At 73.6% G+C, this 13184-nt stretch carries 16 protein-coding genes; 11 read left to right on the top strand and 5 right to left on the bottom strand.

Annotation, left to right across the window (positions count from 1 at the left end; genetic code table 11):
• The first annotated feature begins 22 nt into the window (after window positions 1-22).
• From ACGFNF_RS02880 to ACGFNF_RS02860, 5 genes are all read left to right on the top strand, one after another.
• Complete coding sequence (locus tag ACGFNF_RS02880; protein WP_393165285.1) at window positions 23-538, top strand: hypothetical protein; 516 nt, start codon at window positions 23-25, stop codon at window positions 536-538.
• Between the two features lie 189 nt (window positions 539-727).
• Window positions 728-1042, top strand: coding sequence for a 50S ribosomal protein L21 (gene rplU / locus ACGFNF_RS02875; protein ID WP_088975625.1), 315 nt, complete (start codon window positions 728-730; stop codon window positions 1040-1042).
• 11 nt (window positions 1043-1053) lie between these two features.
• Window positions 1054-1308, top strand: a complete 255-nt coding sequence (gene rpmA / locus ACGFNF_RS02870; RefSeq protein ID WP_013288010.1) for a 50S ribosomal protein L27 — start codon at window positions 1054-1056, stop codon at window positions 1306-1308.
• 91 nt (window positions 1309-1399) lie between these two features.
• On the top strand, window positions 1400-2968 hold the full coding sequence (obgE, locus tag ACGFNF_RS02865) for a GTPase ObgE (RefSeq protein ID WP_357577643.1): 1569 nt from the start codon (window positions 1400-1402) through the stop codon (window positions 2966-2968).
• Between the two features lie 97 nt (window positions 2969-3065).
• Complete coding sequence (locus tag ACGFNF_RS02860) at window positions 3066-3515, top strand: GNAT family N-acetyltransferase (protein ID WP_357577642.1); 450 nt, start codon at window positions 3066-3068, stop codon at window positions 3513-3515.
• Window positions 3516-3528: 13 nt separating this feature from the next.
• On the opposite strand, the gene ACGFNF_RS02855 is transcribed toward ACGFNF_RS02860, so the two are convergent.
• Together ACGFNF_RS02855 and ACGFNF_RS02850 are read right to left on the bottom strand one after the other, a co-directional pair.
• Entirely contained in the window at window positions 3529-4188 is a 660-nt protein-coding gene (locus tag ACGFNF_RS02855; RefSeq protein ID WP_357577641.1) for a DUF6766 family protein, read from the bottom strand.
• Between the two features lie 77 nt (window positions 4189-4265).
• A complete protein-coding gene (locus ACGFNF_RS02850) occupies window positions 4266-4745 on the bottom strand; it encodes a DUF4383 domain-containing protein (RefSeq protein WP_311413765.1) in 480 nt (159 codons plus the stop codon).
• Between the two features lie 260 nt (window positions 4746-5005).
• Between ACGFNF_RS02850 and ACGFNF_RS02845 the strand changes: the two genes are divergently transcribed.
• From ACGFNF_RS02845 to ACGFNF_RS02835, 3 genes are read left to right on the top strand one after another with little or no spacing between them, the layout of a single operon-like run.
• Window positions 5006-5785, top strand: a complete 780-nt coding sequence (locus ACGFNF_RS02845; RefSeq protein WP_393165282.1) for a hypothetical protein — start codon at window positions 5006-5008, stop codon at window positions 5783-5785.
• Window positions 5786-5816: 31 nt separating this feature from the next.
• Complete coding sequence (locus ACGFNF_RS02840; protein WP_132240440.1) at window positions 5817-6269, top strand: phage holin family protein; 453 nt, start codon at window positions 5817-5819, stop codon at window positions 6267-6269.
• A complete protein-coding gene (locus ACGFNF_RS02835; RefSeq protein ID WP_357577639.1) occupies window positions 6266-6949 on the top strand; it encodes a DUF3618 domain-containing protein in 684 nt (227 codons plus the stop codon). Before ACGFNF_RS02840 ends, ACGFNF_RS02835 begins: the two co-directional genes overlap by 4 nt.
• Window positions 6950-7055: 106 nt before the next feature.
• Here ACGFNF_RS02835 and ACGFNF_RS02830 read toward each other — a convergent pair whose 3' ends face one another.
• Both ACGFNF_RS02830 and ACGFNF_RS02825 read right to left on the bottom strand, forming a co-directional pair.
• The gene (locus tag ACGFNF_RS02830) at window positions 7056-8105 is read right to left on the bottom strand and encodes a glycosyltransferase (RefSeq protein WP_357577638.1); all 1050 of its coding nucleotides are present in this window, start codon (window positions 8103-8105) and stop codon (window positions 7056-7058) included.
• Complete coding sequence (locus ACGFNF_RS02825; RefSeq protein WP_393165279.1) at window positions 8102-8839, bottom strand: class I SAM-dependent DNA methyltransferase; 738 nt, start codon at window positions 8837-8839, stop codon at window positions 8102-8104. Before ACGFNF_RS02825 ends, ACGFNF_RS02830 begins: the two co-directional genes overlap by 4 nt.
• Window positions 8840-8983: 144 nt before the next feature.
• Between ACGFNF_RS02825 and ACGFNF_RS02820 the strand changes: the two genes are divergently transcribed.
• Both ACGFNF_RS02820 and ACGFNF_RS02815 read left to right on the top strand, forming a co-directional pair.
• Complete coding sequence (locus ACGFNF_RS02820) at window positions 8984-9619, top strand: SRPBCC family protein (RefSeq protein WP_357577636.1); 636 nt, start codon at window positions 8984-8986, stop codon at window positions 9617-9619.
• Entirely contained in the window at window positions 9616-10788 is a 1173-nt protein-coding gene (locus ACGFNF_RS02815) for a zinc-dependent alcohol dehydrogenase (RefSeq protein WP_357577635.1), read from the top strand. Before ACGFNF_RS02820 ends, ACGFNF_RS02815 begins: the two co-directional genes overlap by 4 nt.
• Window positions 10789-10845: 57 nt before the next feature.
• Here the strand turns inward: ACGFNF_RS02815 and ACGFNF_RS02810 are convergent, their stop codons facing one another.
• Window positions 10846-12093, bottom strand: a complete 1248-nt coding sequence (locus tag ACGFNF_RS02810) for a cytochrome P450 (RefSeq protein WP_357577634.1) — start codon at window positions 12091-12093, stop codon at window positions 10846-10848.
• A 308-nt stretch (window positions 12094-12401) separates the two neighbouring features.
• Between ACGFNF_RS02810 and ACGFNF_RS02805 the strand changes: the two genes are divergently transcribed.
• Window positions 12402-12794 (top strand): hypothetical protein, encoded by a 393-nt coding sequence (locus tag ACGFNF_RS02805; protein WP_311413774.1) that lies wholly within the window; start codon window positions 12402-12404, stop codon window positions 12792-12794.
• The last annotated feature ends 390 nt before the right edge of the window (window positions 12795-13184 follow it).

Below are 13184 nucleotides of genomic sequence, written 5' to 3'. Positions count from 1 at the left end.
GCCTGCGGTCAGGAGAAGAACGATGCGCCGTCTGCTCGCCGTCACCGCGCTCACCGCCGTCCTGCTCTCCGGCGCCGGGTGCGCGGCCGAGCGCCCGGAGCGGGCCGGCCCAACCGGCGGCGCACCGAGCGGTGGCGTCACGCCGGGCGGATCCGTCGGCGGCGGGGCACCGGGCACCGGGCCGGGCGCCGGCAGCGGGGCGGCCGGCGGCAACGCGCCCGAGGTGTGTGCCGCGGCACAGCGGGCCGGCGAGACGGCCGTACGGACGTACGTCGAGGAACTCGGCAAGATGGTCGCGGCGGTCGGGGCGGACGACGCCGCGGCGGCCCGGACCGCCCGGGACCGGATCTCCACCGCGCTTACCGACTGGCGCAGCACGCTGCGGCGCGAGTCGACCCGGGCCGAGGACGCGCAGCTCAAGACCCTTCTCGCGGACATGGCGGCGGAGGTCGGCACGCTGGGCACCGACGTCGACTCGATCGACGAGACCGGGCTCGACCGGCTCCGGCAGCGCCTCGACCAGCTCTGCGCCCGCTGACCGGCGGGGCCCGGTTTGGGCGTCGGCCCTCCGATGGCGTACGCTGGCCTGCGGTGCACTTTGGTGTACCGAGTTCTCGCGTGCCCGCGCCGCCGTGCCTCTGCTACCCGGCGAGCCGCCGCGGGAACGACCGACCGGCAACGGTGGGAAAAGACGCTAGCAGCCTCAACGACAGGGAGTCCGCCTCCGATGTACGCGATCGTCAAGACCGGCGGCAAGCAGTACAAGGTCGCCGAGGGCGACGTGATCGAGGTCGAGAAGCTCGTCGGTGCCCCCGGCGACGCGGTGAAGCTCACCGCGGTGCTCCTCGTCGACGGTGACGACCTGGTGACCGACGCGGCGAAGCTTGCCAAGGTCGCGGTGTCCGGCGAGATCGCCGCGCACACCAAGGGCCCGAAGATCCGGATCCACAAGTTCAAGAACAAGACCGGCTACCACAAGCGCCAGGGTCACCGCCAGCCGTTGACCCAGGTCAAGGTGACCGGCATCTCCAGCGGGAAGTAGGTCGTCCTCAGATGGCTCACAAAAAGGGTGCGTCCAGCTCGCGCAACGGCCGTGACTCCGCGGCGCAGCGGCTCGGCGTGAAGCGCTTCGGTGGTCAGGTCGTCAGCGCGGGTGAGATCCTCATCCGTCAGCGTGGCACCAAGTTCCACCCCGGTGACCTGGTCGGCCGCGGCGGGGACGACACGCTCTTCGCGCTGGCCGCCGGTTCGGTCCAGTTCGGCACCAAGCGCGGTCGCAAGACCGTCAGCATCGTGCCGCAGCAGTAGTTCGAAGGCGTTGCGGGCCGCGGACCTCGTGTCCCGGCCCGCTTCGCTTTTTTCGTGCGGGGCGTGAACCTCGCTGGAAGGATTGACGCCCGTGGCGACGTTCGTTGACCGGGTCGTCCTGCACCTGCAGGCCGGCGATGGTGGGCACGGTTGTGTCTCGATCCACCGGGAGAAGTTCAAGCCGTTCGGCGGCCCCGACGGCGGCAACGGCGGGCACGGCGGCAGCGTGTCCCTGGTGGTCGACCCGCAGGTGACGACGCTGCTGGACTTCCACTTCCGCCCGCACGTGAAGGCCGAGAACGGCAAGGGTGGCGCCGGGTCGAACCGGGACGGCGCGAACGGCCGCAACCTCGTGCTCAAGGTGCCGAACGGCACCGTGGTGCAGACCCCCGACGGCACCGTCCTGGCCGACATGGTCGGCACCGGCACGACCTTCGAGGTGGCCCGGGGCGGGCGCGGCGGCCGGGGCAACGCGTCGCTGGCCAACGCCCGGCGCAAGGCTCCCGGCTTCGCCGAGCTGGGCGAGCCCGGCGAGCAGCTCGACGTGGTGCTGGAGCTCAAGAGCGTCGCCGACGTGGGGCTGGTGGGCTTCCCGTCGGCCGGCAAGTCGTCGCTGATCTCGGTGATCTCCGCCGCCAAGCCGAAGATCGCCGACTACCCGTTCACCACCCTCGTGCCCAACCTGGGCGTGGTCCGGCTGGACAACCACACCTTCACCGTCGCCGACGTGCCCGGCCTGATCCCCGGGGCGGCCACCGGCAAGGGCCTCGGCCTGGAGTTCCTGCGGCACATCGAGCGCTGCGCGGTGCTGGTGCACGTCATCGACACCGCCACCCTGGAGCCCGGCCGGGACCCGGTCGCCGACATCGACACCATCGAGGCCGAGCTGACCGAGTACGGCGGCCTGGCCGACCGTCCCCGGCTGGTGGCGCTCAACAAGGTCGACGTGCCCGACGGCCGGGACCTGGCCGAGATCGTCCGCCCCGACCTGGAGGAGCGCGGTTTCCGGGTGTTCGAGGTCTCCGCGGCGACCCGGGAGGGGCTCAAGGAGCTCATGTACGCCATGGCGGACCTGGTGGAGCAGGGGCGCAAGGCCGCGCCGCCGGCCGAGGCGACCCGGATCGTGATCCGGCCCCAGGCGGTCGACGACGCCGGCTTCACCATCGAGGCCGCGCCGGACGGCGCCTGGGTCGTGCACGGCGTCCGTCCCGAGCGATGGGTGCGGCAGACGAACTTCGACAACGACGAGGCCGTGGGCTACCTGGCCGACCGGCTGGCCCGCCTGGGTGTCGAGGAGAAGCTGGGCAAGGCCGGCGCGGAACCGGGCGACCTGGTCCGGATCGGCGAGCGGGAGTTCGACTGGCAGCCGACCCTCTACGCCGGGGCCGACTTCATCCCCGGCAACCGGGGCACCGACGTCCGGCTGGAGGAGAAGTCCACCCGGGCGTCCGCCGCGGAGCGGCTGGCGGCCCGCAAGGCCCGCCGGCAGCGCCCGGAGGACGACGTCGAGGGCACCGACGCCGACGTCTCCGACGACGTCGACCCGGCGGACGGCTTCGGCGCCGCCGGGCCGGTCCGGGAGGCCGAGCCGTTCGACGGGCCCGGTCCGTCCCAGGGACCCGCCCCGTCCCGCATCGCGGCGGCGGGCGACGCCGAATAGCCCGCCCCGGCGGGCGACGCCGAATGGCTCGTCGCGCTCCGTGCGCGGGTCGACTGCCGGAAACCTGCCCGAAATCGCCGCCGCCTAGCGTGGCCTGATGCTGATCGAGTCCCGCCCCGCCACCGATGCGGAGATCGACGCCCTGGTCGCCGCCCAGCAGCGCGAGCTGCGGGCGGCCGACGGTGGGCTGGACGGTCAGGCGACCGTCACCCACGACGACATCCGCTACCTGGTGGTGGTCGCCGACGGGCGGGCGGTCGCCTGCGGCGGGATCCAGGCGCTCGACGCGGGCACCGGCGAGGTGAAGCGGATGTACGTCCGCCCGGCCTACCGGGGGCGGGGCATCGCCCGGCAGCTGCTGACCGCGCTGGAGGAACTGGCCTTCCAGCAGGGGTACGCGGTTCTGCGCCTGGAGACCGGCACGTACCTGCCGGCCGCGATCGGGCTCTACACCTCCAGCGGGTACGAGCCGATCCCGGTCTACGGCGAGTACGTCGGCAACCCGTACAGCGTGTGCTTCGCCAAGCGGCTGCGCGTGCCGGCCTGACCGGGGCGGGCGGTCAGTCGCCGGTGTGCGCGTGTACGGCGGTGACCGGCTTCGACTCCGGCGACGCGTGCTGACGCAGGAAGATGCTCAGCACGATCAGCGTGCCGACGGCGAGGAACTCGCTCTGCCAGTTCTGCATCGACTGGAACCAGAAGTCGCTCGTGCCGAGGAACTCCCACGCGCCGATCGGCGGCGCCCCGCTCTGCAGCGCCTGCTGCTGGTTGTAGTCGGCGGTCCCGCCGAGCAGGTGGCCGACGAACGAGCCGGCGAAGATCAGCAGCAGCGCGATGGAGAGGCTGTTGCGGTAGACCACCAGGGGCAGCCCGCCGGCGCGTACGGGCCAGGGGGAGTCCGGGGTGGCCCGCCGCTCGTCGTCCTCGGGCCGGTCGGTCTGCCCCACCGGCTTCGACTCCGCCGACCCGCGCTGCACCAGGTAGGCGGTGAGCAGGACGTAGCCGCCCATCTGGAGGAACTCCGACTCCCAGTTCTCGAAGACCGACTCCATGAAGTGCCCGGTGCCGAGGTACGCCGGCCAGCTGGTCGGCGCGGCCCCGAACTCGGCCAGCTCCTGGTTGTACGTCTGCCAGCCGAACACGCTCTGCAGGACCAGGAAGACGAGGAAGGCGCCGAACATCGCCACGGTCAGCGCGTTGTCACGCAACCACCTCGGCATGACGACCTCCTCGTCGACGGACCTCCGACCTCCGTGCCCGAAGGGCGCGGCGGGCAAACGCCGCCACGCGGCGCGGGTCAGGGACGGTCGAAGGGGTCGTCGGCCCGGGTGCCCGTGCCAACCTGGTTGGAGAGCAGCAGCCCGAAGGCGAGCATGCCGAAGCCGAGGACCAGGTGCAGCCAGTTGTCGGCGTCGTTGACCGGGATGAAGTTCGCCGCGCTCTCCCGGTCGATCGCGAAGCCGTACAGCCACAGGCCGAGGTAGAGGGCGCCGCCGCCGGCGAGGAAGACCCGGGCCCCGGCGACGCTGCGGGCCAGCAACAGGCCGGCCAGTCCGAAGCCCAGGTGCAGCGCGTTGTGCAGGATCGACACCTGGAACAGGCCGAGCAGCCGGGCCTCGGAGTGGTGGCCGGCGAACGTCATGTCGGCGTAGTTGATGGTGATGCCGGGGATGAACCCGAGCACTCCGATCAGGGCGAAGACCCCGGCCGCGGCCACGGCGGCGAGCTGCACCTTCGGCTTCGGGCCCGCCGGGCCGCCGCGTGCGTGTCGTGCCATCGATTCACCTCCGTGGATCCGCGGAACGCCCTGCCCGCGGCGCCGGCAGCGGGGGAGTGTCCGCCACCGTGCGTGGCGGGGTCGATACGCGATCCGGCGATCCTCCATTTTGTAGCGGTCCGGCGGCGGCCCGCAGGGAAAGTCACGAAGGAGGTATGGAACCGGCAACGCAGGGTAGGTCAAGAGATGCGACGGCAGGAACCGGCCGGCGCATCCCCCCAGCACACACCCGCGAAGACTTTCCGAGCGGAAGGGAAATCATGACCTACGATCTGTCACCCACGACTTCCACGTACGGCCAGGATTCGAGCAACGGCAGCGGCGTCCGCGAGCAGGCCCGTCAGGTCGGCTCGGAGGCCAAGCACGCCGGCGGCGCCGTCGCCGAGACGGCCAAGGAGCAGGGCCGGGAGGTCGTCGGCGAGGCGAAGCTCCAGGCGCGCAACCTCTACGGCGAGGCCCGCAGCCAGCTCGCCAGCCAGGCCGGCGACCAGCAGCGGCGCGCCGCCGGCGGGCTCCGTTCGCTGGCCGACGAGATGCGCTCGATGGCCGAGCAGGGCGGCCAGGCCGGCCCGGTGAGCGAGATCGCCCGCCAGGCCGCCGACCGGGTGCACGGGGTGGCCGGCTGGCTGGAGCAGCGCGAGCCCGGCGACCTCATCGCCGAGGTGCGCGACTACGCGCGTCGCAACCCGGGGACCTTCCTGGTCGGCGCCGCCGTGCTGGGTGTGCTCGCCGGCCGGCTGACCAAGAACATCTCGGCCGGCGGCGACGGCCAGGGTGGCAACGGCTACCCCGCGTACGGCTCGGGCGCCGGCTACGACCCGGAGCGGACCGCGGTCATCCCGACCCCGCCGGCCCCGCGTGCGGTGCCGGACGCCGTACCGCCGGGCGGCTACCTCGACCCGACCCCGGGCGCGTACGCCGACCCGCGGACCACCACCAGCTACGCCGACCCCGCCGGTGGCGTCGGCCAGCCGCTGCCGCCGGTGAGCCAGACCGACCCGCTGCCGGGCGTGCCGTCGACCGGAACCACCCGTCCGTGAGCCCACGAATCACCCGAAGGGAGGCGGCGGCATGAGCATGCCGACGCAGGGGGCGGGGCTGGACTCCGGCTACCACCCCCACGACGCGGACGAGGTCAGGGGCAGCTCGATCGGTGAGCTGATGCGCCAGGTCACCAGCGACCTGTCGACCCTGATGCGGCAGGAGGTCGAGCTGGCCAAGGCCGAGATCCGCCAGGAGGGCAAGAAGGCGGGCAAGACCGCCGGCTTCTTCGGCGGCGCCGGCTTCGGCGGCTACATGGTGGCCCTCTTCCTGTCGCTGGCCCTCTGGGCCGGGCTGTCCAACGTGATGGACGCCGGCTGGGCGGCGCTGATCGTGGCCGTCATCTGGGGCGCGATCGCCGCGGTCCTCTACACCAAGGCCAAGAAGAGCGCCGAGCACATCCGCGGCCTCAAGCAGACCAACGACAGCGTGCAGCGGATCCCCGACGCGCTCAAGCCCCACCCGCAGGAGGTCACCCGATGAGCACCGACCCGGACCAGATCCGCCGGGAGATCGAAGCCACCCGGAACAACCTGAGTTCCGACGTGGACGCGCTGGCGTACAAGGTCAGCCCCGCCCGCATCGTCGACGACCGCAAGCAGCGGGCCCGCAACGCACTGCAGAATGTGAGGGACAAGGTGATGGGAACCGCTTCCGACCTGGGTCACAGCACCAAGCACGGCGCCCACGCAGTGGGCGACCACGCCTCCTCGGCGGCGTCCACCGTGAGCGACAAGGCCCACTCGGCCGCCTCGACGGTCAGCGACAAGGCGCACTCGGCGGCCTCGACGGTCAGCGACGCCGCGCAGCGGGCGCCGCACGTGATCCGGCAGAAGTCCGAGGGCAACCCGCTGGCCGCCGGCCTGATCGCCTTCGGCGTCGGCTGGCTCGCCTCCTCGCTGATCCCGGCGACCCGCCGCGAGCAGCAGGTGGCGTCGCAGGTCAAGGAGAAGGCCGGCGAGCACGCCGGGGTGGTGAAGGAGAAGCTCGGCGAGGTCGCCAGCGAGCTGAAGGAGGAGCTGCGCGAGCCGGCGCAGCACGCCACCCAGTCGGTCCGCTCCACCGCCCAGGACGCGGTGCACGCCGTCAAGGACGACACCCGTTCGGCCGCGCACGACGTGAAGGACCACGCGCAGCAGTCCCGCGAACAGGTGCGGTACTGACCAGCCCGATCACCGTACGCCGCAGCTCGCGGCCACTCCCGGAGCACCGTCCGGGGAGTGGCCGCGAGCTGTCGTGTGCGTCCCGGGCGGTTGACGGTGCGCAGAGTCAGCGCAGGTGGCGGCGGAGGGTGCGTTCGAAGTGGGCGGCGCGACGCACCCGGCCCCCCGCGTAGCGGACCCCGCCGAGGAGCACACGCCGGCCGACGGCGAGCCAGCCGCACACGCCGCGCTCCAGCAACCAGAGCGGGGCCGCCAGGGCGGTGGCCGGCGGGAAGACCGCGGCGCCCCCGCCCCGGCGCCGGCCCGCCTCGGCGAGCGCCACCGTGGTCACGGCCGCCCCGAGCAGCAGCCTCGGCCGCCGGGTCGCGACCGCCGCCGCCAGCGCCGGCAGGACCGCGAGCGAGGTGACCAGGCGGGCCGGCTGGGCCAGGTCGTCGTACGCCTGGCGGACCCGTTGGCCCAGGAAGTGGGCGGTGTCCGGCGGCAGCCGGCGTACGTGCAGCCAGGCGGGTGCCGCCTCGGTCCCCCCGTACGCGCGCACGGTGCGGATCAGCTCCAGGTTCTCGAAGAGCACGTCCGGGTCGTACCCGCCCATGGTGAGGAAGGTGCTCCGGCGTACCGCCAGGGTGCCGGGGTAGTCGGCGCCGAGCGCCCGGTTGAGCAGGGTGCGCCCGGTGTCCCACCACGCGTGCCAGGGCAACGGGTCGAAGTAGTTCTGCGGCCGGACCAGGTCCACCCGGTCGAGCAGCCGGTGCACGGCGAGCAGCCCCGCCTCGTCGTACCGGACGTCGTCGTCGGCGATCACCACGTGCTCGTGCCGGGCCGCGCCGACGCCGGTGAGCACCCCGGTCACCTTGCCGTTGACGCCGCGCAGGGCGGGATCCGGCCGCAGGTGCCGGACCAGGCCGCGCCAGGCCTCCGCGTGCCGGGCGAAGACCTCCGGCGGCGACCCGTCGACCACGGTCACGTCCACCCGGGCGTTCAGCCAGCGCAGGTAGGCGGTCAGTTCGGCCAGGTCGGCGTCGTCGGTCCAGCGCAGCGGCAGCACGTACGCCAGGGGAAGCCGGCGCCCGTCGGCGCCCCCGGCCGTCGGCGCGCCGGTGCCGTGGCCGTCGCCGCCGGGAGCGGCACCGGCCGGTCGGGCCGGGGCGCTCACGCCCGTTCCGGGCGGCGGTAGACGGAGACGTGCTCGCGGCTGTGGTCGCTGAACGGCCGGCCGGACCAGTCCTCCCACCGGTGCTCGCGGCGCAGCCCGGCCAGCTCGGCCATCAGGTCCAGCTCCGCCGGCCAGGCGTAACGGTGGTTGGCGGGCAGCAGGTGCACCCCGCCGTTGCCGATCCGGACCTTCGTGGTGGTCATCCGCTGCTCGGCGGGGTGCAGCAGGGCCGCCTCCAGCAGCACCACGTCCTCCGCCACCCGCACCGGCCGCAGCGCGCCGCCGGCCCGGAAGGCGCCCGGGTCGGGCACCCACGCCTCGACGACGAACCGTCCGCCGGGACGCAGGTGGGCGGCGGCGTTGCGGAAACAGGCCACCTGGGCGGCCTGGTCCGGCAGCGCGAAGATCGTGTTGAACGCGAGCACCACCAGGGCGAACTCACCGGGCACCCGGGTCTCGGCGAAGTCGCCGACGGCCACCTCGACCGCGTCCCCGCCGGGCTTGGCGCGCAGCCCGGCGGCCATCTCCGGGGAGCCCTCGACACCGGCGACGGTCAGTCCCCGGGCGGCCAGCGGCAGGGCGAGCCGACCGGTGCCGATGCCGAACTCGCACACCGGGCCGCCGTCGGCGAGCGCGGCGAGGCGCTCCACCGCCGCGTCGGGTGTCAGGTGCGCGTACGTCTCGTCGTAGACGTCCGCGGCGTGCCGACCGTACTCGCTGGCGTCGAAGGACACGGTGCCTCCCGGTGGCGGTGGGTGCCCGCAGCAGGTGCCCGGTTATCGACCGGGCAAACCGGCGCGTCGTTTCGGTCGGGCGGTCCCGGGTAGCGCAACTCGTGCGGGTGGTCGATCCCCGGGCACCCGGGTGGAGGAGACGAGATGACCAGCAACGGAACGAGGTGGGCGCTGCTCGGCGCCACCACCGTGACCGTGGTCGGCGTCGGCAGGGCGGTGGCCCGTCGACGACGCCGGCACCAGCCCGAGCGCCGCGACGGCTGGTACGTGGTGCGGCGCGGGGTGACGATCGACCGGCCGGCGGCGGCGGTGATCGGCTTCTGGACGGACCGGGAGCGGATGGACCGGGCGCTGGCCGGGTGGGCGACCCTGGAGCGGCTCGACGACGACCGGTGGCGCTGCGTGGCGCGGGACCCGGCCGGCGGGGCCACCGAGTGGCGGGCCGAGATCACCGTCGAGAGACCCGGGCGGCTGCGCTGGCGGGTCACCGACGGGCCGGAGCAGGAGGGCACGGTCCACCTGACGCCGGCGCCCCAGGACCGGGGCACGGAGGTCCGCGCCGAGCTGCGGTGGCGCTCCGGGCCGCTGCGCCGGGCGTTCGGACTTCTCGGCGGCGACGACCCGGACCAGGCCCTGCGGGACGCGCTGCGCCGGGTGAAGGCGCTTGTCGAGTGCGGCCAGGTCGTCGACACCCGGCGGGACCCGTCCGGGCGCGGCCCGGCCCAGGAGAAGGCGACCGACAAGGTGCGGGAGAGGCTGAGGACGGGAGGGCGGGCATGAGGGCGCTCTGTTGGGAGGGCGTCGGCAAGCTGGCCGTGCGCGACGTGCCGGAGCCGCGGATCCGCGCCGAGGGCGACATCATCGTCAAGGTCGGCGCCAGCAGCGTGTGCGGCTCCGACCTGCACCTGATCAACGGATTCCTGCCGGCGATGCGGGAGGGCGACGTCCTCGGCCACGAGTTCATGGGCGAGGTCGTGGAGACCGGCCCCGGCGTACGGCGGCTGCGCGTCGGCGACCGCGTCGTGGTCGGTTCGGTGGTGGCCTGCGGCGGCTGCTGGTACTGCCGCACCGAGCAGTACTCGCTCTGCGACAACTCCAACCCGCAGCCGGTCTTCACCGAGAAGCTCTGGGGCCACTCGCCGGCCGGCATCCTCGGCTACTCGCACGCCGCCGGGGGCTACTCCGGCAGCCACGCCGAGTACGTCCGCGTGCCCTTCGGCGACATCGGGGCGTTCACGGTGCCCGACGGGGTGCCCGACGACTCGGTGGTGTTCGCCTCCGACGCGATGCCCACCGGCTGGATGGCCGCCGACTTCTGCGCACTGAAGGGCGGCGAGGTGGTCGCGGTCTGGGGCGCCGGCGGGGTCGGCCAGATGGCGGCCCGGTCCGCCCAGCTCCTCGGCGCCGAGCGGGTGATCGTGATCGACCGGCTGCCGGAGCGGCTCGCCACCGCCGCCGACCGGCTCGGCGTGGAGACGGTGAACTACGCCGAGACCGACGTGCTGGAGGCGCTGCGGGAGATGACCGCCGGCCGGGGGCCGGACGCGTGCATCGAGGCCGTCGGCATGGAGTCGCACGACGTCGGGCCGGTGTACGCGTACGACAGGGCGAAGCAGACGGCCCGGCTGCAGACCGACCGCCCCACGTCGGTCCGGCAGGCGATCATGGCCTGCCGCAAGGGCGGCACGGTGAGCATCGTCGGCGTCTACGCCGGCCTGGTGGACAAGTTCCCGCTCGGCGCGGCGATGAACAAGGCGCTGGTGCTGCGGATGGGGCAGATGCACGCCCAGCGCTACATCCCGATGCTGCTGGACCGGATCGCGGCCGGCGAGATCGATCCCGGTTACCTGGCCACCCACCCGATGCCGCTGGAGCAGGGCGCGCGAGGCTACGAGATGTTCGAGAAGAAGGAGGACGGCTGCCTGCGCAGCGTCCTGCACCCGGCCTGAGCGTGATCGCGACCGCACCGCCCCGGGGCCGTCGAGGTCCCCGGGGCGGTGTCGTGTTCAGGCCGTGCGGCGGACGTTGGTGACCAGGAACCCGCTCGGCGGCAGCGCCGGCATCCGGTGCAGGCTCAACGCCAGGTCCTGCGGTGGCACGTCGTACCGCATCGTCGTGGTCAGGTTCGTCACCGCCCGCTTCATCAGCTCGATGGTGATCCACTCCCCGGGGCAGCGGTGACCGGTCAGGTGCTCGCCGCCGCCCTGCGGCACGAGGGCGAACGGGTCGCCCCGCCAACCGGTGAAGCGCTCCGGCCGGAACCGCTCCGGTTCCGGCCAGAGCGCCGGGTGGTGGTTGGTGCCGTACAGGTCGAGCAGCACCCGCCGGCCGCGCGGGAAGTGGTAGCCCTGCCAGTCGAACGAGCGCCGGACCCGGGCGGCGGCCACGGGGAAGAAGGGGTAGTAGCGGCGTACCTCCTGCACGAAGGTCTCGGCGGCCTCGTCGCTCTCCCGGACCCGTTCCCGCCAGGCCGGGTGGTCGTGCAGGGCCAGCGCGGCGAAGACGATGAAGCGGTCGACGGCGACCGTGGGCCGCAGCACGTTGAGCAGCTCGACGGCCGCGATCCGGCGGGGGAGCAGCCGCCCGTGGGCGTCGCGGTGCTCGGCGACCACCCGCAGCGCGCTGCCGTCGGGGGCGGGGAGCGTGCCGGCGCGCTGCCGGTCGACGAACCGGCCGATCCAGCGTTCGCCCCGGCGGCGGCCCCACAGGCCACGCCAGTGCTGGGGGCCGAGCGCCGCCGGCCCCTCGATCATCGCGTGCAGTTCGGCGGTACGCCGGTCCACCTCGGAGTTCGCGAGCGGCACGCCGGCCCAGGCGCAGACCGCGCGGGTCAGCATCCGGCCGACCTCGTCGTAGAGCACCACCGGCCCGCCCGACTCCCAGGACGGGACGCGGGCCCGCCACTCGTCGTCGAAGAGCTGCGCGAGCTGCCGGACCGCGGCCGGCGTCATGATCGACATGAACATGGCCTTGCGGTCGGCGTGGTCCGCCCCGTCGAGGCCCTGCACACCGCCACGGCCGGTGAGGGTGCGCTGCGCCCGCTTCGGCATGGCGCCCGCCCGGACGAAGCGCTCGGTGTCGTAGAAGAGCTCCGCCGCCGCCCGGCCGCGCAGGCAGATGGTGGGCTCCAGCAGCAGCCGGGCCTGGAAGATGTCGGTGCCGTGGCGGTCACAGCGTCGGCCGACGAAGCGGTAGCCGTCGCGCAGGAACGCCACCGAGCTGTCCGGGCTGCGCTCCGTCGGGATGGTCGCCATCGGGCCTCCTGACCGAAGGTGGCGGCCGTTGCCGGCCGGGTCCTGTCCGTACCTCTGCGTCTACCCGGGCCGGCGTGCCTGAACCCCGCCGCCGGGTCGGCCGCGGCGTGGGGCGGGCGGCGGGTGGTGCCGGGGAGGGGCCAGCGGACGACGCGTCTGCTGGCCCCTCCCAGGGACGCGGCGAGCTGGTTTCCTCGGGGAGCGGTCCGCGCCGGTCCGCCGCCGGCACGACCCCGGCGGTGGCCGGGACGGAACGCGGGCGGTCCACCGCAGGACGAGGCCGCCCACGATCGCCACGGGGAGGACACATGCGTGACAACAGGCCGGCGTACTGGCGGCAACGGCAGGCGCGGGAGGCGCTCGGCGCGGCAGGGGAGGTCGCGGGTGCGTCATTGATCGCGCCGCCCCGCCGCTCGGCCCGGCCGGGCCGGTTCTTCACGGTGCACCTCGGCTTCACCGCCGCCGACCTGGCGTCGGCCCGGGAGTTGGCCGTCGGGTACGCGGAGGCGCTGAGTCTGCTGCGACCCGAGGTGGCCCTGGGCGCGTCGGCGCTGTCGCCGGCCGAGGCGTGGCAGCAGGCCGAACGGTTGTTCTGCGGCGCGTCCGGCCCGGACGGCGAGCGCTGCGCCGACGTCGCCGGCCACCCCGGCTTCCATCACGCTCCGGGACCGGGCGGGCTCGGCTGGGGCGACGGCGACTAGCCCGCCATTCGAGATCACCGATGCGGCAGTCGCGCGTGCGGGCGATGGGAAAGGTCGACCTCGTGCGCGCGGCTGTCGGATATCCGTCGCGGACGCGAATCCGGGAGCGGGCGATCGCATTTGCCGTCATCGAGAAATGGTCGTGCCGGGAATCCCGCGAGCAGTCCATTCCAAAGCGGCGACAGCCCTGCTGAGGAATTGATCTCAGAACCCGTGCCGGAGCAACCTCGCCACCGGCCGCCCGTTTTGTGGCTATTTAGTGGGCGAATTCGCGCCGCCTGCGACGCCGAAAGGTCAGCCCCGATCACCAATGCCGGAAGTACCTCGTTTGTTCACCAAGGCAACCGCGCCAGGTGTTCGGGAGGTTGACTTCCCACCAGGCGGAAAACG

Origin of the sequence: Micromonospora sp. NPDC048868 (assembly GCF_043198195.1) — a bacterium.
GTDB classification, from domain to species: domain Bacteria; phylum Actinomycetota; class Actinomycetes; order Mycobacteriales; family Micromonosporaceae; genus Micromonospora; species Micromonospora reichwaldensis.
This window is presented reverse-complemented; position numbering and strand designations above follow the sequence as displayed.

Excerpts from the sequence above, each read along its gene's own strand:
- ACGFNF_RS02850 (WP_311413765.1), bottom strand. The coding sequence starts at position 4,745 with ATGGCACGACACGCACGCGGCGGCCCGGCGGGCCCGAAGCCGAAGGTG.
- ACGFNF_RS02840 (WP_132240440.1), top strand. The coding sequence starts at position 5,817 with ATGAGCATGCCGACGCAGGGGGCGGGGCTGGACTCCGGCTACCACCCC.
- ACGFNF_RS02855 (WP_357577641.1), bottom strand. The coding sequence starts at position 4,188 with ATGCCGAGGTGGTTGCGTGACAACGCGCTGACCGTGGCGATGTTCGGC.
- ACGFNF_RS02845 (WP_393165282.1), top strand. The coding sequence starts at position 5,006 with ATGACCTACGATCTGTCACCCACGACTTCCACGTACGGCCAGGATTCG.
- ACGFNF_RS02860 (WP_357577642.1), top strand. The coding sequence starts at position 3,066 with ATGCTGATCGAGTCCCGCCCCGCCACCGATGCGGAGATCGACGCCCTG.
- ACGFNF_RS02835 (WP_357577639.1), top strand. The coding sequence starts at position 6,266 with ATGAGCACCGACCCGGACCAGATCCGCCGGGAGATCGAAGCCACCCGG.
- ACGFNF_RS02815 (WP_357577635.1), top strand. The coding sequence starts at position 9,616 with ATGAGGGCGCTCTGTTGGGAGGGCGTCGGCAAGCTGGCCGTGCGCGAC.
- ACGFNF_RS02880 (WP_393165285.1), top strand. The coding sequence starts at position 23 with ATGCGCCGTCTGCTCGCCGTCACCGCGCTCACCGCCGTCCTGCTCTCC.
- rpmA (WP_013288010.1), top strand. The coding sequence starts at position 1,054 with ATGGCTCACAAAAAGGGTGCGTCCAGCTCGCGCAACGGCCGTGACTCC.
- rplU (WP_088975625.1), top strand. The coding sequence starts at position 728 with ATGTACGCGATCGTCAAGACCGGCGGCAAGCAGTACAAGGTCGCCGAG.
- ACGFNF_RS02820 (WP_357577636.1), top strand. The coding sequence starts at position 8,984 with ATGACCAGCAACGGAACGAGGTGGGCGCTGCTCGGCGCCACCACCGTG.
- ACGFNF_RS02810 (WP_357577634.1), bottom strand. The coding sequence starts at position 12,093 with ATGGCGACCATCCCGACGGAGCGCAGCCCGGACAGCTCGGTGGCGTTC.
- ACGFNF_RS02805 (WP_311413774.1), top strand. The coding sequence starts at position 12,402 with ATGCGTGACAACAGGCCGGCGTACTGGCGGCAACGGCAGGCGCGGGAG.